Below are 20,838 nucleotides of genomic sequence, written 5' to 3'. Positions count from 1 at the left end.
TCATTTAATTTTTCTGGAATCTCACCCCTTGGTCTGGATTTGCAATTCAGATCTATATTATCACAGGTTTTCATGCCGTGTATAAAGCCAGCACTTAATCGTTTTAGTTTAATCCATTCCAATCAAACAATATCCAGTTCTATTTGCTTATATAAACAAAAACATTCCATGAAAAACATCAAATTAATTATCCCTGCCCTTTTATTATTGTTTTCGGCCTGCAGCCAGGCCACCAGAAATACGGCAAACAGCAAGAGCGAAAGCACATCCCAAACTGCTGCCAGCAAAAACGATTCACTTGAAGTCAAGTTAAAAATAAATGGTAACGTAGCTACCGGCGATCCACTATTGCTGAGGTTTGTGGTGTATAACAATACCGATAGCACAAAAAGTTTCTGTATCTGGCATACGCCGTTCGAACCTTTAATGAGCAGTTATTTAAGCATTACCGACGAAAAAGGAGAGGAAGCCCAATACAAAGGGGCTATGGCAAAAAGAGTAATGCCCCCTCCTGCATCGAGTTATAGCAAAGTAAAGCCAGGTGATAGCCTGGTTGCAAATGCCGATTTACTTAAAGCTTACGACCTAAAAAAAGGGGCAAGCTATAAAGCTGTTTATACGGGTGGAAATATGAGTGGCCTCGTGTCTAGAGATACGATCACTTTTATTTATACGGATCTGCATTAATTTTCAGCTTTTTTTAAACATTGTTTTTAATTTCCTCTGGTATATAAGTGTAATACACCCCTTACTTTGTCGCATTTACACTTTCCGGGTTGTAAAAGTTCCCATAACTTTATTGAACAAATTAAAAAAAAGAAAAAATGGAAAATAGCACATCAATCACCGTTGAAACAACCGTAAATGCACCGGTAGAAAAAGTTTGGGAATTTTGGAACAATCCTGATCACATTACCAAATGGAGCTTTGCCTCTCCTGAGTGGCATACCCCCTATTCGGAAAACGATTTAAAAGTAGGTGGTAAATTTAAAAGCACCATGGCCGCAAAAGATGGCAGTATGAGTTTCGATTTTGGCGGAACCTATACTACAGTTGATCCCAATAAAAAAATCGAATATACGCTGGAAGATGGCAGAAAAGTAAGTATTGTTTTTGATGCACTAAGTGAACAAACCAGGGTAACAGAGACATTCGACCCCGAATCAACCAATCCCATCGAAATGCAACGCGGTGGCTGGCAGGCCATTCTGGATAATTTTAAAAATTATACTGAAGAAGCTTAAACATATTGTTCATAAAAGACTGGATCATACCAGTAATTCTATTCAAATTTGTCACATTGAGCTTGTCGAAACGTCTTGTGAATTATTAAACAAGTCATCCGACAGGCTCAGGATGACAATTTCATTTTTATGATGCAGCCTCTGGCTATTATTATGGGCTAAAATTTACGCATGGCCTTCCTTAAGTAACAATTCGATTATTATTTGATTCGCATAATTATTGATTTGAACGGAATACTTTGATATTGCCGCCATAATTTACATTTGCCGTGTAAATTATACACTATGCATCGTATATCTTTATTTCATTTTTCATTATTATTATTTTTAAGTCTGTCTATCGGTGTAAGTGCACAAACGCTTAGTTTAAAGCAGGCCGTAAATACCGCATTAACGAATTATGGTACCATTAAGGCCAAGGATAATTATGCAAATGCATCAAAATCTTCTATCCAACAGGCCAGAAGAGAGTATCTGCCAAACTTCAGTTTAAGTGCCCAGCAAGATTATGGAACCATTAACGGCCAAAACGGGCCACAATATGGTCTGGGCGGTTTGGGAACGGCTTCATCTGGCCCAGCTTTAGACAAACAAAACTGGAATGCTGCATTTGGCGGACTTTACCTTGCCAATGTAAACTGGGATTTTTTCACCTTTGGAAAAATCAGGGAACGCATTAAAGTTGCCGATGCTGCTTACCAAAGAGACAAGAATGATCTGGAACAGGAGAAATTCCAGCAGGAGATCCGTGTTTCTGCAGCGTATTTAAATTTATTGGCCGCACAACGGTTAACCAGATCGCAACAGAACAACCTCGACCGGGCTGTCACCTTTAAAAATACTGCGGTAATCAGAGCTAAAAACGGGTTAATTGCAGGAGTAGATTCTTCTTTTGCAAAAGCGGAGGTTTCGAACGCCAAAATTGCCTTAACCAAAGCGAAAGACCTGGAACAGGAACAAGCGAACCGCTTAGGTGTTTTGATGGGCTTAACAGCAACTTCATACAATGTAGATACCGCCTCGATTACCCGGATTCCCAATAATCTGCTCGAAGATACTGTAATAAAAAGTTCGCATCCCCTGTTAAAGTTTTACCAGAACCGTGTGGATGTTAGCCAGCAACAGGTTAATTATTTCAAAAAATTATACTACCCAACCTTTACCTTATTTGGGGTGATGCAAGGCAGGGGCTCGGGCTTTAGTTCAGGTTATGCATTAGACCAGACTGCTTATTCTTCCAGTTACGCAGATGGTGTAAACCCTACCCGTGGAAACTATTTGATTGGCATAGGAATGACCTGGAATCTATCCACTTTACTTAAAAACCGCCCGCAAGTACGCGCACAAGAATACATTAGCCTGGGCCTAAAAGAAGAATACAATCTGGTTGATCAACAATTGAAAGCCCAGTTGGCGCTGGCCGAAACTAAACTGGCCAATGCTTTGGCCAACTACAGGGAAGCACCTATTCAGGTTAAAGCGGCGGCGGATGCTTATCTGCAAAAAAATACACTTTACAAAAACGGGCTCACCACACTGGTTGATCTTACTCAGGCACTTTTCACCTTAAACCGTGCAGAAACCGATCGGGATATTGCCTTTACCAATGTTTGGCAAGCTTTGTTGTTAAAATCGGCAGCACTGGGAAATTACGACATATTTATCAACGAATTTTAATCTGGCTATATAAATGAATTTAATACGTTTCGCACTCCGCAAACCCATATCCATCTTAGTTTTAGTAGCGGGATTGTTCTTTTTCGGTATTGGGGCCATCAACCAGGTCAAGGTTGATATCCTGCCGCAGATGAACCTTCCGGTAATTTATATAGCCCACCCTTTTGGCGGTTACACCCCCGACCAAATGGAAGCTTATTTTGGTAAACAATATGTTAACATTTTACTTTTTGCCAACGGTATCAAAAGTATCGAAACCAAAAACACCCAGGGTTTAATGCTAATGAAACTCACCTATTATGAGGGTACCAACATGGCGCAGGCCGCGGCAGAGTTAAGTGCGCTTTCAACCAGGGCACAGGCCATTTTCCCGCCGGGTTCGCAGCCCCCTTTCGTAATCCGTTTCGACGCCTCTTCTTTGCCTGTCGGACAACTGGTATTAAGTAGTCCAATCCGCACCAATAATGAACTGCAGGATTTGGCCAATACTTATGTTCGTCCTAGTTTTTCTGCTATTCCAGGTTTGCTTTCTCCTGCTCCATTCGGCGGAAGTCCAAGGACAATCGAAATCAATGTTAACCCATCACTGTTACGTTCACATAATTTAACTGTAGATCAGGTGGTGGAAGCCATCAGGTTAAATAATCAGACCGCACCATCAGGAAACGTGAGAATTGGTGACAAAAATTACCTCACTCCTACCAATTATACCATTAAAAAGGTTAAAGATTTTGAAAACATTCCTTTGTTTAAAGGCAGTGTACAAAATCTGCAACTACGGGATGTGGCTACTGTTAAAGATGGTGCCGATTTGGTTGCAGGTTATGCCTTAATTAATGGTAAACGTTCGGTATATTTAAGTATTGCCAAATCCGGAGATGCCTCTACCTGGGAAGTGGTTAAAAACTTAAAGAAAAATTTACCGAACATCCAGAGTTCCTTACCCGAAGATGTAAAACTTTCTTATGAGTTCGATCAGTCTGTTTATGTAATTAACGCCGTAAAAAGTTTGATCAGTGAGGGCGCCATCGGTGCGATATTAACCGGATTGATGGTTTTACTTTTCCTGGGTGATAAACGTGCGGCTTTAATTGTAATCTTAACCATTCCAACATCGATTATTGCTGGTGTTTTGTTCCTTAAATTATTCGGACAAACAATCAATATCATGACGTTGAGCGGATTGGCTTTGGCTATTGGTATCCTGGTGGATGAATCAACAGTAACCATAGAAAACATCCACCAGCATTTTGATATGGGCAAACCCAAGGCCCTGGCCATTTGGGATGCCTGTAAAGAAATTGCCTTCCCAAAACTCTTAATTCTGTTTTGTATCCTGGCTGTATTTGCACCTGCCTTTACCATGACAGGTATTCCGGGAGCGTTATTCCTTCCGCTGGCATTGGCTATCGGGTTTTCGATGGTGGTTTCATTCTTGCTATCACAAACCTTTGTACCCATTATGGCCAACTGGCTGATGGTTGCACATCCTAAAAAAGGTGGTAAAAACCATCCTGGCATTACGCAGGATGAGGCTGATTTCGCAGCGACAGGCATTACACTCGAATCGGAAAAGGATACCTTGAATCAAAAACGGGTTTTAGTTGAGCGTGAAGATTTTAGTGGTAACGGCAAAATTGGTTTCTTCGATAAGTTCAGGAACCGTTTTATGCGTTTCCTCGATCGGATATTACCTTACCGAAAACCAGTGGTACTCTTGTATCTGGTTGTAATTGTGGGTTTAGCTGCCTTACTTTTGGTTAATATTGGCCGCGATGTTTTACCAAGGGTAAATTCTAGCCAGTTTCAATTGCGTTTGCGCGCACCCGATGGAACACGTTTAGAACGCACGGAAGAAAAAGCTAACATAGTTTTGGCTGAGCTGAAAAAAATGGTTGGTGAAGAGCACATGGGCATTTCTTCTGTGTATGTTGGTCAGCACCCTGCACAGTTTTCAGTAAATCCAATTTACCAATACATGGCTGGTCCGCATGAAGCCGTTTTCCAGGTAAGTTTAAAAGATTTTGAAGAAGACATGGATGATTTCAAGGATCAGTTCAGAGAAAAAATCAAAAAAGTACTCCCGGATGTTAAACTCTCTTTCGAACCGATAGAATTAACAGATAAAGTATTGAGTCAGGGCTCTCCTACTCCAGTTGAAGTGCGCATCGCCGGTAAAAACAAAAAACTGAATGAGCAATACGCCCATAAAATCCTGGCAGAATTAAAGGAAATTCCTTATATGCGTGATGTTCAGCTTGCACAGCCCATTAAATATCCATCTTTAAACATCGATATCGATAGAACGCGTGCGGCACAGATTGGCGTAGATATGGCCGATATTTCGAGATCACTGATTGCCTCAACTTCATCATCGCGCTATACGGACAAAAATATCTGGCTGGATGAAAAAGCGGCTTTGCCTTATAGTGTTCAGGTTCAAGTGCCACTAAACCAAATGACCAGCAAAGATGACATCGGCGAAATTCCTTTGTTAAAAAACTCGGCCAGACCAGTTTTAAGCGATGTGGCTAAAATCACCCCTGATACCACCGCTGGAGAGAATGACAATATTGGGGCGATGCCATTCGTATCGGTAACAGCAAACCTTTACCATACCGATTTGGGAACAGCTTCAAAAGATGTAGAAAAAGCCATTAAGGACGTGGGCGAACTGCCTAGAGGATTAAATGTTACCGCCATCGGAATGAGTAAAGTATTAACAGAAACCTTGGATAGCCTGCAATCGGGCTTATTTGTGGCCATTGTGGTAATTTTCCTGATGCTGGCTGCTAATTTTCAATCCTTTAAAGTTCCATTGGTTATTTTAGCCACCGTACCGGCGGTTATTTTGGGTTCACTGTTGTTATTAACCATAACCGGATCAACTTTAAACCTGCAATCTTATATGGGGATTATCATGTCGGTTGGGGTTTCTATTGCCAATGCCGTGCTACTGATTACGAATGCCGAGCAATTGAGGAAACATAATGGCAATGCGCTCGAATCGGCACGCGAAGCGGCCGCATTACGTTTACGCCCGATTATCATGACGAGTATTGCGATGATTGCAGGTATGTTGCCAATGGCCATCGGTCATGGTGAGGGCGGCGGAGCCGTTTCACCACTCGGAAGAGCAGTAATTGGTGGTTTGTTGGCTTCAACATTCGCCGTATTAATTATATTGCCATTGGTATTTGCTTGGGTACAGGGGAAACAGACTACCGATTCGATATCGCTAGATCCGGAAGACGAAGAAAGCATCCATTACATTATAGGTTTACAAGAAAACGAATAAATCATCATCACAAATGAATACGAAGATATTTTCAACAGGATTATTAAGTACGGGATTATTGGTGTTAACAGTTATGTATGGCTGTGGGCACTCGGAATCGAAGGTAGCAGGCAAAAAAGAAAAAGAAGCAGCCATCGCTACTTTCGACCTTAAAAAAGAAAAACTTTCAACCAAACTGAGCTTGCCAGGAGAACTAATTGCTTTACAACAGGTTGATTTATACGCCAAAGTAAGCAGCTTTGTAAAAAGCTTAAAGGTAGATATCGGTTCGGAAGTAAGCAAAGGTCAATTATTAATGACTTTGGAAGCACCTGAAATGACCTCCCAACTTGCGGCAACACAATCGAGGATTAAAGCACAGGAGGCTATTTATACAGCGAGCAAAGCCAATTATAACCGTTTATACGAAACCAGTAAAACCCCTGGAACCATTTCTACCAACGATCTGGATCAGGCCATGGCAAAAAAGAACTCTGATCTAGCACAACTGGAAGCAGCAAAAGCAGCCTATAAAGAAGTGGGTTCCGTTCAGGACTATTTGACCATCAGGGCACCGTTCAGCGGAATTATTTCTGCAAGAAATGTGAATTTAGGCGCTTATGTCGGTCCTACGGGTAAAGGTTCTGATCTTCCCTTATTTACTTTACAGGATCAGAAAAATTTACGTTTGGCCGTTTCCATCCCGGAAGTATATACCGGTTATTTAAAAGCAGGTGATGAAATCAGTTTTACAGTTAAATCGCTACCAAGCCAAACTTTTAAAGCAAAAGTGAAACGTATGTCGGGTGCCTTAGATTTGCGTTTACGTTCTGAACGCATTGAAATGGATGTACCCAATGCTTCGAAAGTGTTATTGCCGGGGATGGTTGCCGAGGTGAATATTCCTCTTCCGGCCAATGCCAGCACTTTTATCATTTCTAAAAAAGCATTGTTGGATACCAGTGAAGGTTTATTTGTACTCAAAGTAGCCGATAATAAAGCCGTTAAAGTGGCCGTTAAAAAAGGAAGGGAAACCGACGATCAAGTGGAAGTTTTTGGAGATTTGTCAGAAGGTGACAAATTAGTGGCAGAACCAACGGAAGAAATGCATGAAGGAACGGTGATTAAACCCTAACTTTACGGTATTAAGCACTTAAAATATGTTATCAAAAAACCAAGAGCTTTCTACCCTTCAAAAAAAGGAAACTTTAGAAGATTTTTACAACAGATTAAAAATCACCCGACCAGAAATCCCTACGCCAAGTTTAGGGATGATCAACGACATTGGACACTTTAATGTTTTTAACCGAAGTACCGTTTGCACCAATGTACCTTCAGCCTTTAGCCGCAGAGATTTTTACAAAATTTCTCTGATTATCGGGAATGGCATTTTGCATTATCCTGACGCGCAGATCGAAATCAAAGGACGGGCATTGCTGTTTACCAACCCGAATATTCCATATTCATGGGAAAGTACTTCAGCAAAGCCTGCCGGTTTTTTCTGTCTGTTTACCGAGAATTTTATACACAACCGCAACGAGACCCTTCGCGATTCATTATTATGGCGTATAAACGACAGTCCGGTTATACACATCGACGAAGAGCAGGAAATAACCTTAAGGGATATATTTACCAAAATGATGAAAGAAATGGATGGGGATTACATCCATAAATATGATCTTTTGAGAAATTATGTGCAGCTGATTGTTCATGAAGCGTTAAAAGTTAAACCCCAGGATGTTATTTTTAAGCAAAACAATGCCTCGGCACGTTTAACTTCGTTATTTATCGAATTATTAGAAAGACAATTTCCAATCGGGTCTACCGAGCATATATTGGAGCTAAAAACGGCGCACGATTTTGCTTTCCGTTTGCTTGTACATGTAAACCACCTCAACCATGCGGTAAAAGAGGTAACCGGCAAAACCACTTCAGAACACATTTCGAGAAGGATAGCAACGGAAGCAGTTGCCTTACTGAAACATACCGAATGGAACATCGCACAGATTGCTTATTGTCTGGGTTTTGAATATCCGGCTAACTTTAACATATTTTTCAAACGTCAGATGCAGTGCACGCCCAAAGGCTTTAGAGCCAATTAATGAGGCAGATGATGCAATTTCATTAAACCTAGTCGTTTAGTATTTGAAGCGCCAATTCCCAAATGGGGAAATGGTGCTTTTTTATTTCACGGCAACCACATGATTGCTTTTATCGGCATCCAATACATATCCATAAGGATCAATGGCTACCGTTTTGGGTTTATGATCAATAATTATCGAAATATTAGTCTTATTCTGGCTTATCGCACACTTTTGAAAATAAACCGGTTTTGTATCCAAATTCCAGTCAGTTTCCAACTGATCAAAACAGACAAGATCTATTTCCAGACTCGGCAATTGCTTGCTGCCCTCGCTTAGCCTTTCGGTGGCTATCTCCAGATTAATTTTATATTTCCCATTTTTTAACACCTCTCCATTGAGCATCTTGATACCCATATTATAAGTAACTACCTCATTAAAACTATCATTTATAAATTTCCTCTGATTAGGTGAAGCCTGATTTAAAACCGCATTTACGAAATCGGTTGGTGTAGCCCTTGGCTTTGGGTATTCATGAGCAATAATAAGCTGACTTAATGTTACATTAAATTTCTTCTCCCCTAACAGCTCCTTAACCGCATACATTGTTAATCCCCCCTTTTGGTAATGCACGTAAGGCTGATCTAAAGTTTTGGCCAAAGGCAATTCCTTTTCGCTATTGTTCCTATTCAAAAAGTAGAGACTGTTATCGTAAGCCAGATATTTTCTTAAATACATTTTACCAAAAGCCTTTTCGATCAAAATATTTTCGGTGTATTTAGCCAATGCTTCGGTGAGCATGGCATAACCTGCACCATCAGCAGGAGCCAATATGTTTGCCCACCATTGGTGCGCAGTTTCGTGTGCGGTAATAGCGTAACTCTGATCAATAGCTTCTTTGTGGCTATAATTCCCTAGAAAATTAATATTCTCTGCACTGAAAACCACACCAGGATAGGCTGTTGCAGCACCTTTATATTGTGGAATTTCGGCGATGGTGAAGTGTTTGAGCGGATAGTTAGCAAAGTTTGTATTTCCATAATCCAAAGCATCTTTAACAGCTATAAACATACTTTTCAGGTTATACTCTTGCCCAGGTTGATAATAAACACTCACATCTATCCCTTTATATTTTTCCCTTTTTACTTCATATTTCGCACTGCTCAAAGCAAACATAAAATTTATTAGAGTAGAAGTTTTGTATTTGAAATACCGTCGTTTATTGGTAATCCAGGTTCTCTGTAATTCCCCAACGGTAATTACCTGCTGATCAATTTCCGTAGAAATAACCGTTTCTAAATGAATCAATTCGTAGGCACCGTTAAATTTTGGCTTGCCGGCGATTTCGGGCAATCCTGCTTTTTTGCGTTCCTGTTTATCCTCACTTTCAAAATTGTAACAGTAACCAAACTGAGGTATAAATTTTTCCAATTCGATGTAAGTACCATTTGCCAGGATGGAATTTTCACTATCGAAAGCTGTAAATCCATTTCTGATGACCTCAACAGAGAAATTCATTATAATTTCCTGACCAGGCTGCAATGGGATTTTTAGCATCAGAAACTGCTGATTAAACGTTTCGTCTCTTTCACTTTTTTCAACTCCGCTGATCGCTACCGAAAATGAGTGTACAGCGGGGCTAACAGAAGTCCATATTTTCCGAATGGGTCCATTTGTTTCGTTTTTAAGAACATACGTTCCTTTAACAGTATACCTCCCTTCGCTGGGAAACAAATCGACACTGGTTTTAACGGTTTTAATAAGTGGTTGTGGTAAATATGCCATTGATTTATATTTCCGCTCGTAGGCCAGGCTCCAGTTTAATCGCTCTTGTCTATTTTTATATTCCCCAATAATATTACTTTGATGGTAAATAAATGCACCGCAAGAAAGCCAGACCAATAATGCAGAAATAGTTAACCACCGATATTGCTTCAATGCCAAAGTAATTGACCTCAATCTGTTAACCGCTTTTACTTCAATTTTACGCTGCCACATCCCAATGGTTAAAACTGAAATTATCGTAACAAAGGCAGTCCAATACAACATGTACCAGTTAAATGGTTTAGCATAATAGCCAAAACCATTAAAATAAGAATGTAAAAGATCTGGAACTGTTGCAAATCGAAAAAGGTAGTGTTCGAAACCAAATCTTTCGGCATAAGAGATCAGGAAAATAACGATCATACTCAGTAACATGCCCATATACTTGTTTGCACTTAAATTCTGGATGAAAATAATGAGCACCACAAAAAGCAATAACGGGTACGCACTATAATAATATAAGGATAAATACATGGGTAGCTCGATATGGTAATAACCATGCGTTACCTGTAACACAATACCGATACCAATATTTAGCGTAACCAGGATAAAAACAAGCATAAAAATACTCAGGCTTTTAGCTATCCATATAGTAGAATTTTCAACAGGCGTACTATAAATTAAAGCATGCATATTGACCGCTTTCTCCCTGCTAATGGTTTCTGCTGCATAAAAAATAATCAGGATCAGTCCGAATTTGATTGAGCGTATTTGTTCGATAATGATACCTGTTGCCGGATAACTGTGAATGCCATAAACACCGCTGAACAATTGATCTTTTAACTCCACGCCGAACAGAAAAACCCATAATAAAAGCATCACCATCATTGAGATATTTTTAAACAGGAATACCACTTCGAGTTTAAACTGGGCCTTCAATGTAGTAAAATGATAACAGAAACCACTTGTTACAGCCCCTAAAACACGGTAAGGAATCAACGCGACCTGTTCTACCTTAAGCTTTTTAATTTTTACCTGCCCTTGCTGTTGTAATCTAAAATTGAATACACGGTAAGTAATCAGCATCAGCAAAATGGTAAAGCTGATCCACAGTAGCCTGTTGAGTAAAAACATGCCTTCTAAAGGAAATGACTGTTGATTGCGTTGCAGACCGGTCCAGGTTCTGGTTTCTCCGAAAAACGAAGCCAAAGCAAATGGATCTAAAAGTATGGGTAAAATATCCGAACTATTGGTTTTCATTGCAGAGGTGGCCAACAGCGGAGAATTGCCAAATATCGAAGCCAGCATGTATAAAATATAGATCAGTACACCCACTACATAAATGGCCCGCACATTTTTAGTTAAAATAGTGGTACAGAATAAGATCCCGGCTGAGAAAAACACATTGGGTAAGGCAAAAACCAAAAGCGGTTGCAAAAAGGCATTGATATGAAACGGACCTAAGCGATCGGCATTGATAAAAAATGAGCCCAGGTAAATACCTAAAACAACCAATACCATCAGGCTAAAACCAGCAATGAGTAAGCCCAAAAGCCTTACTGTAAAGTAGGAAAGCTTTTTAATTGATGTGGTAAATACAATCGCTTCCATCTTGCTTAGGCTATCCCTCAACACCACATTCGCACTAAATAAAGTACCCGAAAATATGGAAAAAAGCGAGAGCAAGGCAATGATATTGGTGATAACATAAGGCGAATTTTTATGCACCTCTTCTGAACCAAATCCGCCCTTTACAGCGCAGAAACATCCTAAAACAAAAAACAAAAGGGCTGCTACTTTGAATGATATCTGCCTGAAATGATACTTCAGTTCAAATTTTAGTAAATCTGCGATCATTGCTTAACCTCCAACTTTAAATTGTCAGCGGCAAATAATGATGAAAAATATACCTCTTCCAAACTCGGGTTAGCAGGCCCGAAACCTGGCGCAGGTAGCTGATCTGCCAATACAAATACATGCAATTTACCCGAAATAATTCTGGTAGAAATCATATTAAAAACGGAAGAATATTGCGCCAGATCTACCTTGTTGATTATCTTCCACCAGATTTTTCCCTCCAAGTCCCTGATCAATTCAGCAGGTTTGCCTTGTAAAATCAGCTTACCGCTGGCCATCACGGCCATTTCAGGGCAAAGATCATTTATATCCTCTACAATATGGGTAGATAAGATTACTACACGGGCCGCACCGATTTCGTTCAATAGGCCGTGAAAACGGTTCCGTTCCTGAGGGTCGAGACCTGCCGTAGGTTCGTCAACGATAATTAATTGCGGATTGCCCAACAAGGCCTGTGCAATACCAAAGCGTTGTCGCATGCCCCCAGAAAATGTACTCACTGATCTTTTCCTCACTTCAAATAAATTGGTCTGTTGCAGAAGCGAAATTACCTGTTCCTTTCTTTCGCTTTTGTTTTGCAAGCCTTTTAAAACCGCCAGGTGATTTAATAAATCTACTGCTGAAATGTTAGGATAAACACCAAAATCCTGTGGTAAATAACCTAATTTATTGCGCATTTCCTGAGGATTCTGTAGTACATCAGTTTCATCGAAATACACTTGCCCAGCATCCGGCATTTGCAATGTAGCAAGCGTACGCATGAGCGATGATTTACCAGCACCATTGGGTCCCAATAAGCCAAACATGCCATTGGCAATGTTCAATGTAATGCCATCAAGGGCTTTCACTCCATTTTGATATGATTTTGTCAGTTGTTGTATTTTAAGTCGTACCATATTACACTAGTATAAGATGGACGCAAATTAGACAGACAAAATCTTTCGTTTAAATTTAAGTGATGAACAGCTCTAAAATGATGATGAAAGTAAAAAATATCAGCCGTGTTACTTTCATCATTAAAAACCTGCCTTTCGTCATCTAAATTTTATGCCGGCTTCAAAATTCATAACTTTAAAGATTATTTACGCTATTGTTATCAGGCTGAGCAGAGTCGAAGCCCAAATTTAAAAGCATAAAAAATAATGCTCAATAAAAAGAATTTTAGCTACAACTACAAATACCAGGACTTCCTCATTTATATTGGTCTTCTGTTGTGGATAGCCATATTCAACACTTATAGATTACCCGGTAAAATCTGGTTGAGCTATGCCATATGCATTTTAGCGCTCAGTTTCTGTTTATTACCCCTACTCATTTTTTCTTTTGTTAAACCGAAATTGCAAAATGTGCTAAGCAAAAAACAATACACCATTTATTGGTGCATTTGTTATTTATTGCTGCTGCCACTTTTCACGTTTATTTCGATTTACATAAAAATCGGAAAACTTGATGATCTGGTTTTTATTTCAAGCGCTTTCGCAGCAATTGCACTCGAACTGATGTTAATTGCCAATCGCTATTATCAGAAAAAGGTTCAACATGCTAAATGGATTAAAAAAATAGGTCTGGAGAACGCCGTATTGATTACTATCGTTCTACTCGCGGCAACCATCTCGGTTATGGCCGTTTCGAGCCTCGACAATCCCATTTATCAAAGAAATGGGTTCCGTTTGGTTGGTTTTGAGTTCAATATCAAAAAGCTGCTGTACAATTTCGGAACATTTTTAGGATTTTTTTCTCAGTTCCTGATCATGTACCTGTGCGGCTATTTGCTTTTCCTGATCAACAGCCGTTTGCTTGTTTCAAAAATCCTCAAAGAGAAAGGTTTATTCATGTATCTCTTAACGCTTTCAACCGCGGTTGCCATCCTGTATCCGCTGTTGGCGCAATTATTAATTTCGTTGCCCATTAACACCGTATTTGGCCGGAGTATTTTTGTTCCCAACCCTTTCGAACTTGAAAATGCATTTGGTGCTTTTGCCATCATGCTTATCAGTTTGCCCGTGGTACTGGCGCTTCAATGGGGGAAACAGAACAATAAGATCCTTTCCTTGGAAAAGGAAAAGTCGCAGAATGAACTTGATTTATTAAAACAACAGCTTAACCCACACTTTTTCTTCAATACACTCAATAACCTATATGCCTTAAGTCTGCAAAAATCGGATAAAACAGCAGAGAGCATTCTGCAATTATCAGAACTGATGCGTTATACCATTTACAAGGGGCAGGAAAAAAGAGTTAAACTTGCACAGGAGCTGGATTATGTTGAAGATTATATTCAATTGCAAAAGATCCGTTTGCGTAAAACATTACATTTCGAATTCGAAAAACATATTACGAATGATCAGATCGATATTGCTCCGCTTCTGCTCATTGTTTTTATAGAAAATGCATTTAAACATGGTATAGAACCTGCCGAAGATGCCGCTACACTGAAATTGCTGCTCACCTCCAATGATACCGAACTCACTTTTAGCTGTGAAAACTCCTTCGATCCCGAAGAAATAAACAAGAGCACGGGAATAGGTCTCGATAATTTGAGGAAAAGGCTCGAATTGCTTTATCCAAACCATTATACATTGCATATCCAGTCAATTGGTAATATCTTTAAGGCAGTACTCAATCTCAGGCTAACATGAGCTTACGTTGCTTAATTATAGATGATGAACCACTCGCACACGGCGTAATCACCGAATATGCGAAAGATATTCCCTTTATAACCATAATTGGGCATTGTTACCGGGCAACAGAAGCTTTGGATTTTCTGAACAAACAGCAGGTAGACTTAATTTTCTTAGATATCAGGATGCCTAAGCTAAATGGTCTCGATTTTTTAAGAACCTTACAACATCAACCGCTTGTCATAATCACTTCCGCTTACGAAGAATACGCTTTGGCAAGTTTTGATCTGGCCGTTTGCGATTATTTATTAAAACCCTTTAGGCTCGACCGTTTTTTAAAAGCCATAAACCGTGCTTTAGAATTTTACACCTTCAAAAACCGGACTGCTAAGCAGAGCGACATGGAAAAAGATGAACCTAAAAACAACGGGCAAATCTCGATTAAAGTAGATAAAAGGCATACCCTTATTAAGATAAATGAAATTCAATATCTGGAAAGCCTGGGCAATTATGTAAAGGTTTGGAAAGGTGCTGATTTTTTACTCACGCCCAGGACATTGAGCAGTTTTGAAGAGCTACTGCCCGGCACTTGTTTTATCCGCATCCATAAATCTTTCATCCTCAATAAAAAATACGTCGATTACCTGGAAGGCAATACCATTGTACTTAAAAATGGCCAACAGGTACCCGTTGGCAAAAATTTTAAAAGTATGATTAAACAGTTGCTCGATATTGAAAATTAAATTTAACTGGTCTTTAACCAACCTGTAATACTCATTCGCTGTTTGTTGGTGAGCAATACCTCATGTGCCAGATCTGAACTTTTAAAGAAAACACTTTTACCATTATCGGGCGAGATATTCTGTTCCTCCTCAACATGATGAATGCGCAGTTCTCCCCCATCGGCAGCTTTCCAATCCGCATTTAAATACATAATCATCGAATATTGGCGGCTTCCATTCTGCTGAAACTGATCGATGTGTTTTTTATAAAATGTACCGGATTCGTAAAGGGTATAATGGAATTCGTAACCTGTAATCCCTGTATAACAGGTGCGGTTTAGATAAAGTACAAATTCATCCATCAGATCGAAGAAGTCGTTTTCATATTGATTTTCGTGTTTACGGTCTAACCAGTAAATCATGTCACTTCTGATTAGTTTATCCTGATTTACAACAGTGGCATTACCCACCCCGGCATTTAAAAGTTTTTTGTTCTCGAACAAACCGATCAGGTTGTTTTTAAGATGAGCGGCCAAAGAAACGCTTAAAAAGTTCTCAGCAATGCCCACTTTATCTTTGATAAAACTATCGATAAGGCAATCAAATATTTTTTCCAACAGGTGATATTAATCTTAAAACATCATGTTTAAGTTGAGTAAGGTAGTCTTATTTAATGGCTAAGATGTCGTTTTGAAAATTTATATTTGAAATCTCAACGCCCCTCTTTATGCAGAATATATTTCCCGCACAATACTCCACCTTATCAGCCGCTGCGTTAAAAGATTATTTAATTGAAGCTTACCATTTGGATCCTAACATCAACTGTCGGCTTTTGATCAGAAATGTGAGCGATACTTATATCCTGGAAAACGAATCGCAAAAATACATCTTCAAGATTTACCGGGATGCGCACCGCACACGCAATGAAATTGAAGCTGAAGTAGAATTGCTCAACATTTTAAAAGCCAATGGCAATTCCGTTTCGTATCCAATAATTGATCAGAGCGGAAAACAAATCCAACGTTTCAATGCAATCGAAGGGCCAAGAAACGGAATTCTGTTTTCTTTTGCTGAGGGGAAAGTAGTTATAGATCTGGAAGAAAAGCACCTTATCCAGTTGGGACAAGATATCGCCAGATTGCACCAAACGACTTCTATGGTTAAACTCAGTAAGCCCCGGCCTGTATTCAACTTTGAGACGACCTTATTTAAGCCTTTACGGGATTTAAAACGCCACTTTGCAGAAATGCCTGAAGAACTCGAATACCTTTCGGCTATTGCGGATAAAGTGGTAAAAAAGTTCGAAGCATTTGATACTTCAAAGTTTAGTTATGGTTATTGCCACTACGATTTTTTTCCAAAAAATTTCCATTACGATAAAACGGGGAAAATCACTTTTTTTGATTTCGACTTTGCCGGAGAAGGTTATCTGATTAATGATTTAATGACCTTTCTTAACCATTATTTCTTCCATCAGCTCAATAACCTGATTACAAAAGAACAGGCAGATGAGGATTTTAACACCTTTTTAGGGGCCTATCAACAAGTGCGCCCCTTAACAGCTGACGAGTTAATAGCCATTCCATATCTGGGCATCACTTTTCATATTTTCTTCCTAAAATTCTTCTATGATAATTACGACGATTGGTCGAATGCATTTTTAACTCCAAGATACACCAAACACCGCGTAAGCTTAATTAAAAAATGGGAAGAAATGTATTGTAACTTTTAGGCAATGCGGCCTATAATCTCAATAGCCTTCCTTATCTTGTAATTAAATCAAAACCAATAAGATGGATCAGAAAATAATCAACCTGTACGATGAGTACACCCACAGTCAGGTAAGCCGGAAAGACTTTATGAAAAAGCTGGCTGTTCTTGCTGGCAGCACCGCACTGGCCATGACCATTTTACCCATGCTTGAAAACAATTATGCCGCTGCTGCAGATTTTAACAGTGATGATATCGAAGTTGAAAATATTACCTACACAGGAGCTGATGGTGAAATAAAAGCTGTTTTGGCCAAACCAAAAGGAAAAAAGAACTTAGGTGCTGTATTGGTGATCCACGAAAACCGGGGGTTGAACCCACATATTATTGATGTAACCAAACGTGTTGCTGCCGAAGGTTTTATTGCACTCGGTGTGGATGCACTATCTCCCCTTGGCGGAACCCCAAGCGATGAAGATAAAGGCCGCGAACTGATCGGCAAGTTAGACCCCGAGAAAAACTTACAGAACTATTTAAAAGGCCTGGAATATTTACGCAATAGAAAAGATGGAAATGGCAAGGTAGGCTGCGTAGGCTTCTGCTGGGGCGGTGGGATGGCGAACAAACTGGCTGTTAACGATCCTAAATTGCAAGCAGCAGTTGCCTATTATGGCGCACAGCCAAACGCGGCTGATGTACCGAAAATTAAAGCCAGTGTAATGCTCCATTATGGCGGTTTAGACGAACGCATTAACGCCGGAATTCCAGCCTACGAGCAGGCTTTAAAGGACAATAAAATCGATTATAAAATCTACATCTATGATGGTGTAAACCATGCTTTTAATAACAATACCTCACCAACACGCTATAATGAGACTGCCGCAAAACTGGCCTGGAGCAGAACAATTGAGCTGTTTAAACATAAGTTGGCGGTGCTGACGAGGTAAATTTTGTTGTCTCCATCTTTTCAAGCGGAATGCCAACTAGTTTCGTCATTTCGGGAGGCCCCGATAGCTATCAGGTGCAACGTAGTCGAGAACTCTATGTCGGGTTAGATTTCTCCGTTTCGTTGCCCATGAAAAATCGGTAAGCTACAGTAAAAATGACGATCTATCACTAACTCCGTCATTTCGAGCGAAGCACAGCGTAGTCGAGAAATCTAACAAGATAGATTCTCCATTCCGCAACCGATGAAGAATAGGTATGCTACAGTCTAAATGACGGTCTATCACTGACTCCGTCATTTCGAGCGGAGTGCAACGTAGTCGAGAAATCTAATAAGATGGATTTCTTCATTTCGCTACCAATGAACTATCGGTACGCTACAGTCTAAATGACGATTTTTCTCCTTAACTTTAATATCATGGAACGCGGAGGATGCATCTACATCATGACCAATTATCAAAGAACAACTTTATATATTGGTGTAACTTCTAATTTAAGAAGTCGTATTTACGAGCATCAGCATAAAACCCATCCTAAATCATTTACGGCAAAGTATAATTTAACTTTTTGTATTTATTATGAAGTTTATTCTTCAATTGAAGAAGCTATTGACCGGGAAAAGCAATTAAAAAAATGGAACAGAGTGAAAAAAGATGCGCTGATCAATAGTTTTAATAAGAGTTTGGTGGATTTAACTCAAATCATAAATGAGTGGGATGAATAAGCATTATAAACCCGCTATTTCGAGTGGTGAACAGCGTATTCGAAAATCTATGTCGAGTTAGATTTCTCCGTTTCGCTACCGATGAAAAATCGGCACGCTATAGTCGAAATGACGATTTTACAAAAAAATGCTCGAAAAATAGCCTAAAACAAATCCGTTTTAAGCATGGTTTTTAAAATATTCGATTGAACATCGAAATTATTAAGGTGATTTAAGAAGTTAATATCCGATATTTTGTGGTAACTGTCTTCCAATAAATTGATTACTTCATTTGGAATCGCTGTTTTTAACACCGCCGCATTACTCTTAAGCTTGTCATTTTTATACTGCAGTTCCTGTACAATCCGTTCCCGTTCAGAAAGGTTGGTCGACATATCCAGATCTTTCAAAATAGTTAAATCGCAGAAAAGAAACAGGTTTCTGCTCGGAAAAAACAGGTAGTAAGTATCGGTATCCAGAAATTTATACACTTCAATTACCAGCTCGCCCGACTTTAAACCGATATAAAATTCAGTTCTAAAATCGTATTTACACAGTTTACCCATCAGCCTCTTCTCGATGGTGGCATACACATTGGTATACACCTGTTTATCCTGGAAGTTGATCAGTTGGGCAAATTGATCAGTAGTAAGATCAAAGTAAAAATCGTTGGCGTATTTAGAACTGAAAACGTTAATGTTTTTAGAAAAAGGAAAATCACTGCTTAACTCAGACAATACACTATACAACTTACGAAGTGATAAATTAATTTTAAGCGACTGCTTTTGTTTATCCTGCTGAAAACTTTTCTGATCAATACGCGCACCCGCCATACGATCAATAAGTTCCTCATTCAGATCAATTTCATCATAAATGAGCGATACGTTTTTCTCATTGCTCTTTTTAATCTTTTTGAGCAGTTCAATTACGCTATCGGTAAATTGAAGGTGGAAAAGATCTAATTTTTCGATTTCCAGTTCTTCGTTGTTGGCAAAAAGCTGATGGATTACCTGGCTTCTTAAGTAAATTTTATAAATCACCTCATCATCAAAAAACACAGAGAGCAACTGTAAACGGTTGATCTCTGCGCTTGATTTTTTGATAATATTTAAACGGTATTCATCCATAGATTAATTTAGTTCACCCGCGTCACGTTCTTTTTCAACTCTGCTTCCAAAGTTTTCAGTTCGCCATCCAACACACGTCTGCTTTGTGCACCAGCCTCATGGATCTGTTTCACCTCGTTAAGTGTTTCAATTAATGATGATGTGGTACGTTTTAGGGTTTCCAAAGATACCACAGTTTTTTCATTTTCCTTTGCCACATCGATACTGTTCTGTTTCAGCATCTCTGCATTTTTTTGCAAGATGGTATTCGTAGTATCCGAAATTTTCTTTTGCATCTCTACATTGGCCTTTTGCCTTTGTAAAGCAACAGCAATAGTCAACTGGTTTTTCCAAACCGGGATGGTTGTGGAAACAATAGACTGTGCCTTTTCTGCAATCGAGGTATTGTTATTCTGCACCACACGGATCTGCGCCAAAGATTGTAGCATAATGAAACGCACAATCTTCATATCTGCCAGTCTTTTATCCAAACGGCTAATGAAATCCCTTAAATCGGCAATTTCATAATCCTGATAATCAGCGGGCCTTCCTTCCATTTCAGCAAGCTTAATATTCAGTTCATTGTATTTTAACTGTCCGGCAATAATCAATTCTTCCATCTGGTGAATGTAACCAACATTGCTGTCGAACATGGTCTGCAGCGAACTGTTATCCTTAATGGAATTTAACCTTCCAGCTTTGATCTTATTGGTGATTTTATCAATATTGTTCACCACCACATCATATTTCTGAAAAAGTTTTTTCACATCAACAACCAGATTCTTTAAAAAAGGAATTTTAGAGATGAAACTCTTAAAACCGCTTTGTTCAAGTTCGGAAACATCTATATAGTTCAGTTCGGTAAGCAGTTCGTTAATTAAACCGCCCACTTCGCCACTATTATAAGTACGTACAGACGACAAAAACTCGTTACTGTATTTCTCCATTGAGTTTTGGGCATCGCTTCCGTAATTCAGGATCGAATTAACGTCTGATGGTTCTAACGATTTTCCAATCTCCTGGTATTTCGTTGTTTCCTCGGTTGTTATTTTCTCAAGATCTACATTGCCATCTTTATCCAGTTTAACCGGAGTAAGGGCTTGGGTAACGTTTGGGTTGGTTTCCATAGTT

Annotated in this window: 16 protein-coding genes; 11 read left to right on the top strand and 5 right to left on the bottom strand. The window is 39.4% G+C overall.

All coding sequences use genetic code 11. The annotated features are described in order from the left end of the window. Window positions 1-168: 168 nt before the first annotated feature. From AC04Q1_RS19240 to AC04Q1_RS19215, 6 genes are all read left to right on the top strand, one after another. On the top strand, window positions 169-687 hold the full coding sequence (locus tag AC04Q1_RS19240; RefSeq protein WP_478366191.1) for a protease: 519 nt from the start codon (window positions 169-171) through the stop codon (window positions 685-687). 137 nt (window positions 688-824) lie between these two features. Next, a complete protein-coding gene (locus AC04Q1_RS19235) occupies window positions 825-1,244 on the top strand; it encodes an SRPBCC family protein (RefSeq protein ID WP_478366190.1) in 420 nt (139 codons plus the stop codon). A gap of 285 nt (window positions 1,245-1,529) precedes the next feature. After that, on the top strand, window positions 1,530-2,921 hold the full coding sequence (locus tag AC04Q1_RS19230) for a TolC family protein (protein ID WP_478366189.1): 1,392 nt from the start codon (window positions 1,530-1,532) through the stop codon (window positions 2,919-2,921). A gap of 13 nt (window positions 2,922-2,934) precedes the next feature. Then, window positions 2,935-6,219 (top strand): efflux RND transporter permease subunit, encoded by a 3,285-nt coding sequence (locus AC04Q1_RS19225; RefSeq protein ID WP_478366188.1) that lies wholly within the window; start codon window positions 2,935-2,937, stop codon window positions 6,217-6,219. A gap of 13 nt (window positions 6,220-6,232) precedes the next feature. After that, a complete protein-coding gene (locus AC04Q1_RS19220) occupies window positions 6,233-7,333 on the top strand; it encodes an efflux RND transporter periplasmic adaptor subunit (RefSeq protein ID WP_478366187.1) in 1,101 nt (366 codons plus the stop codon). 25 nt (window positions 7,334-7,358) lie between these two features. Further along, complete coding sequence (locus tag AC04Q1_RS19215; protein WP_478366186.1) at window positions 7,359-8,300, top strand: helix-turn-helix domain-containing protein; 942 nt, start codon at window positions 7,359-7,361, stop codon at window positions 8,298-8,300. 81 nt (window positions 8,301-8,381) lie between these two features. Here AC04Q1_RS19215 and AC04Q1_RS19210 read toward each other — a convergent pair whose 3' ends face one another. Further along, window positions 8,382-11,900, bottom strand: coding sequence for a M1 family aminopeptidase (locus AC04Q1_RS19210; protein WP_478366185.1), 3,519 nt, complete (start codon window positions 11,898-11,900; stop codon window positions 8,382-8,384). Next, window positions 11,897-12,796 (bottom strand): ABC transporter ATP-binding protein, encoded by a 900-nt coding sequence (locus AC04Q1_RS19205; protein ID WP_478366184.1) that lies wholly within the window; start codon window positions 12,794-12,796, stop codon window positions 11,897-11,899. Before AC04Q1_RS19205 ends, AC04Q1_RS19210 begins: the two co-directional genes overlap by 4 nt. A gap of 246 nt (window positions 12,797-13,042) precedes the next feature. Here AC04Q1_RS19205 and AC04Q1_RS19200 point away from each other — a divergent pair, with 246 nt between their 5' ends. Both AC04Q1_RS19200 and AC04Q1_RS19195 read left to right on the top strand, forming a co-directional pair. Next, window positions 13,043-14,539: a sensor histidine kinase gene (locus AC04Q1_RS19200; RefSeq protein WP_478366183.1), complete on the top strand. Its 1,497-nt coding sequence runs from the start codon at window positions 13,043-13,045 to the stop codon at window positions 14,537-14,539. Continuing rightward, window positions 14,536-15,264, top strand: a complete 729-nt coding sequence (locus AC04Q1_RS19195; RefSeq protein WP_478366182.1) for a LytR/AlgR family response regulator transcription factor — start codon at window positions 14,536-14,538, stop codon at window positions 15,262-15,264. The genes AC04Q1_RS19200 and AC04Q1_RS19195 overlap by 4 nt, the downstream gene beginning before the upstream one ends. A gap of 2 nt (window positions 15,265-15,266) precedes the next feature. Here AC04Q1_RS19195 and AC04Q1_RS19190 read toward each other — a convergent pair whose 3' ends face one another. Then, on the bottom strand, window positions 15,267-15,860 hold the full coding sequence (locus tag AC04Q1_RS19190) for a 2OG-Fe(II) oxygenase (protein WP_478366181.1): 594 nt from the start codon (window positions 15,858-15,860) through the stop codon (window positions 15,267-15,269). Window positions 15,861-15,970: 110 nt separating this feature from the next. On the opposite strand from AC04Q1_RS19190, the gene AC04Q1_RS19185 reads away from it, so the two are divergent. The 3 genes from AC04Q1_RS19185 to AC04Q1_RS19175 all read left to right on the top strand — a co-directional run bounded on the left by AC04Q1_RS19185 (window position 15,971) and on the right by AC04Q1_RS19175 (window position 18,622). After that, a complete protein-coding gene (locus AC04Q1_RS19185; protein WP_478366180.1) occupies window positions 15,971-16,975 on the top strand; it encodes a phosphotransferase enzyme family protein in 1,005 nt (334 codons plus the stop codon). A 61-nt stretch (window positions 16,976-17,036) separates the two neighbouring features. After that, window positions 17,037-17,900 (top strand): dienelactone hydrolase family protein, encoded by an 864-nt coding sequence (locus AC04Q1_RS19180; protein WP_478366179.1) that lies wholly within the window; start codon window positions 17,037-17,039, stop codon window positions 17,898-17,900. A gap of 416 nt (window positions 17,901-18,316) precedes the next feature. Then, window positions 18,317-18,622 carry a GIY-YIG nuclease family protein gene (locus AC04Q1_RS19175; RefSeq protein WP_478366178.1) on the top strand — a complete coding sequence of 102 codons (306 nt, stop codon included), beginning with the start codon at window positions 18,317-18,319 and terminating at the stop codon, window positions 18,620-18,622. A gap of 143 nt (window positions 18,623-18,765) precedes the next feature. On the opposite strand, the gene AC04Q1_RS19170 is transcribed toward AC04Q1_RS19175, so the two are convergent. Then, window positions 18,766-19,728, bottom strand: coding sequence for a hypothetical protein (locus AC04Q1_RS19170; protein WP_478366177.1), 963 nt, complete (start codon window positions 19,726-19,728; stop codon window positions 18,766-18,768). A gap of 8 nt (window positions 19,729-19,736) precedes the next feature. After that, window positions 19,737-20,834 carry a toxic anion resistance protein gene (locus tag AC04Q1_RS19165; RefSeq protein ID WP_478366176.1) on the bottom strand — a complete coding sequence of 366 codons (1,098 nt, stop codon included), beginning with the start codon at window positions 20,832-20,834 and terminating at the stop codon, window positions 19,737-19,739. Window positions 20,835-20,838: the final 4 nt, after the last annotated feature.

It is taken from the genome of Pedobacter humicola (genome assembly GCF_056490705.1).
Note: the sequence above shows the minus strand (reverse complement) of the source record. Positions and strands in the feature narration are given on the sequence as shown.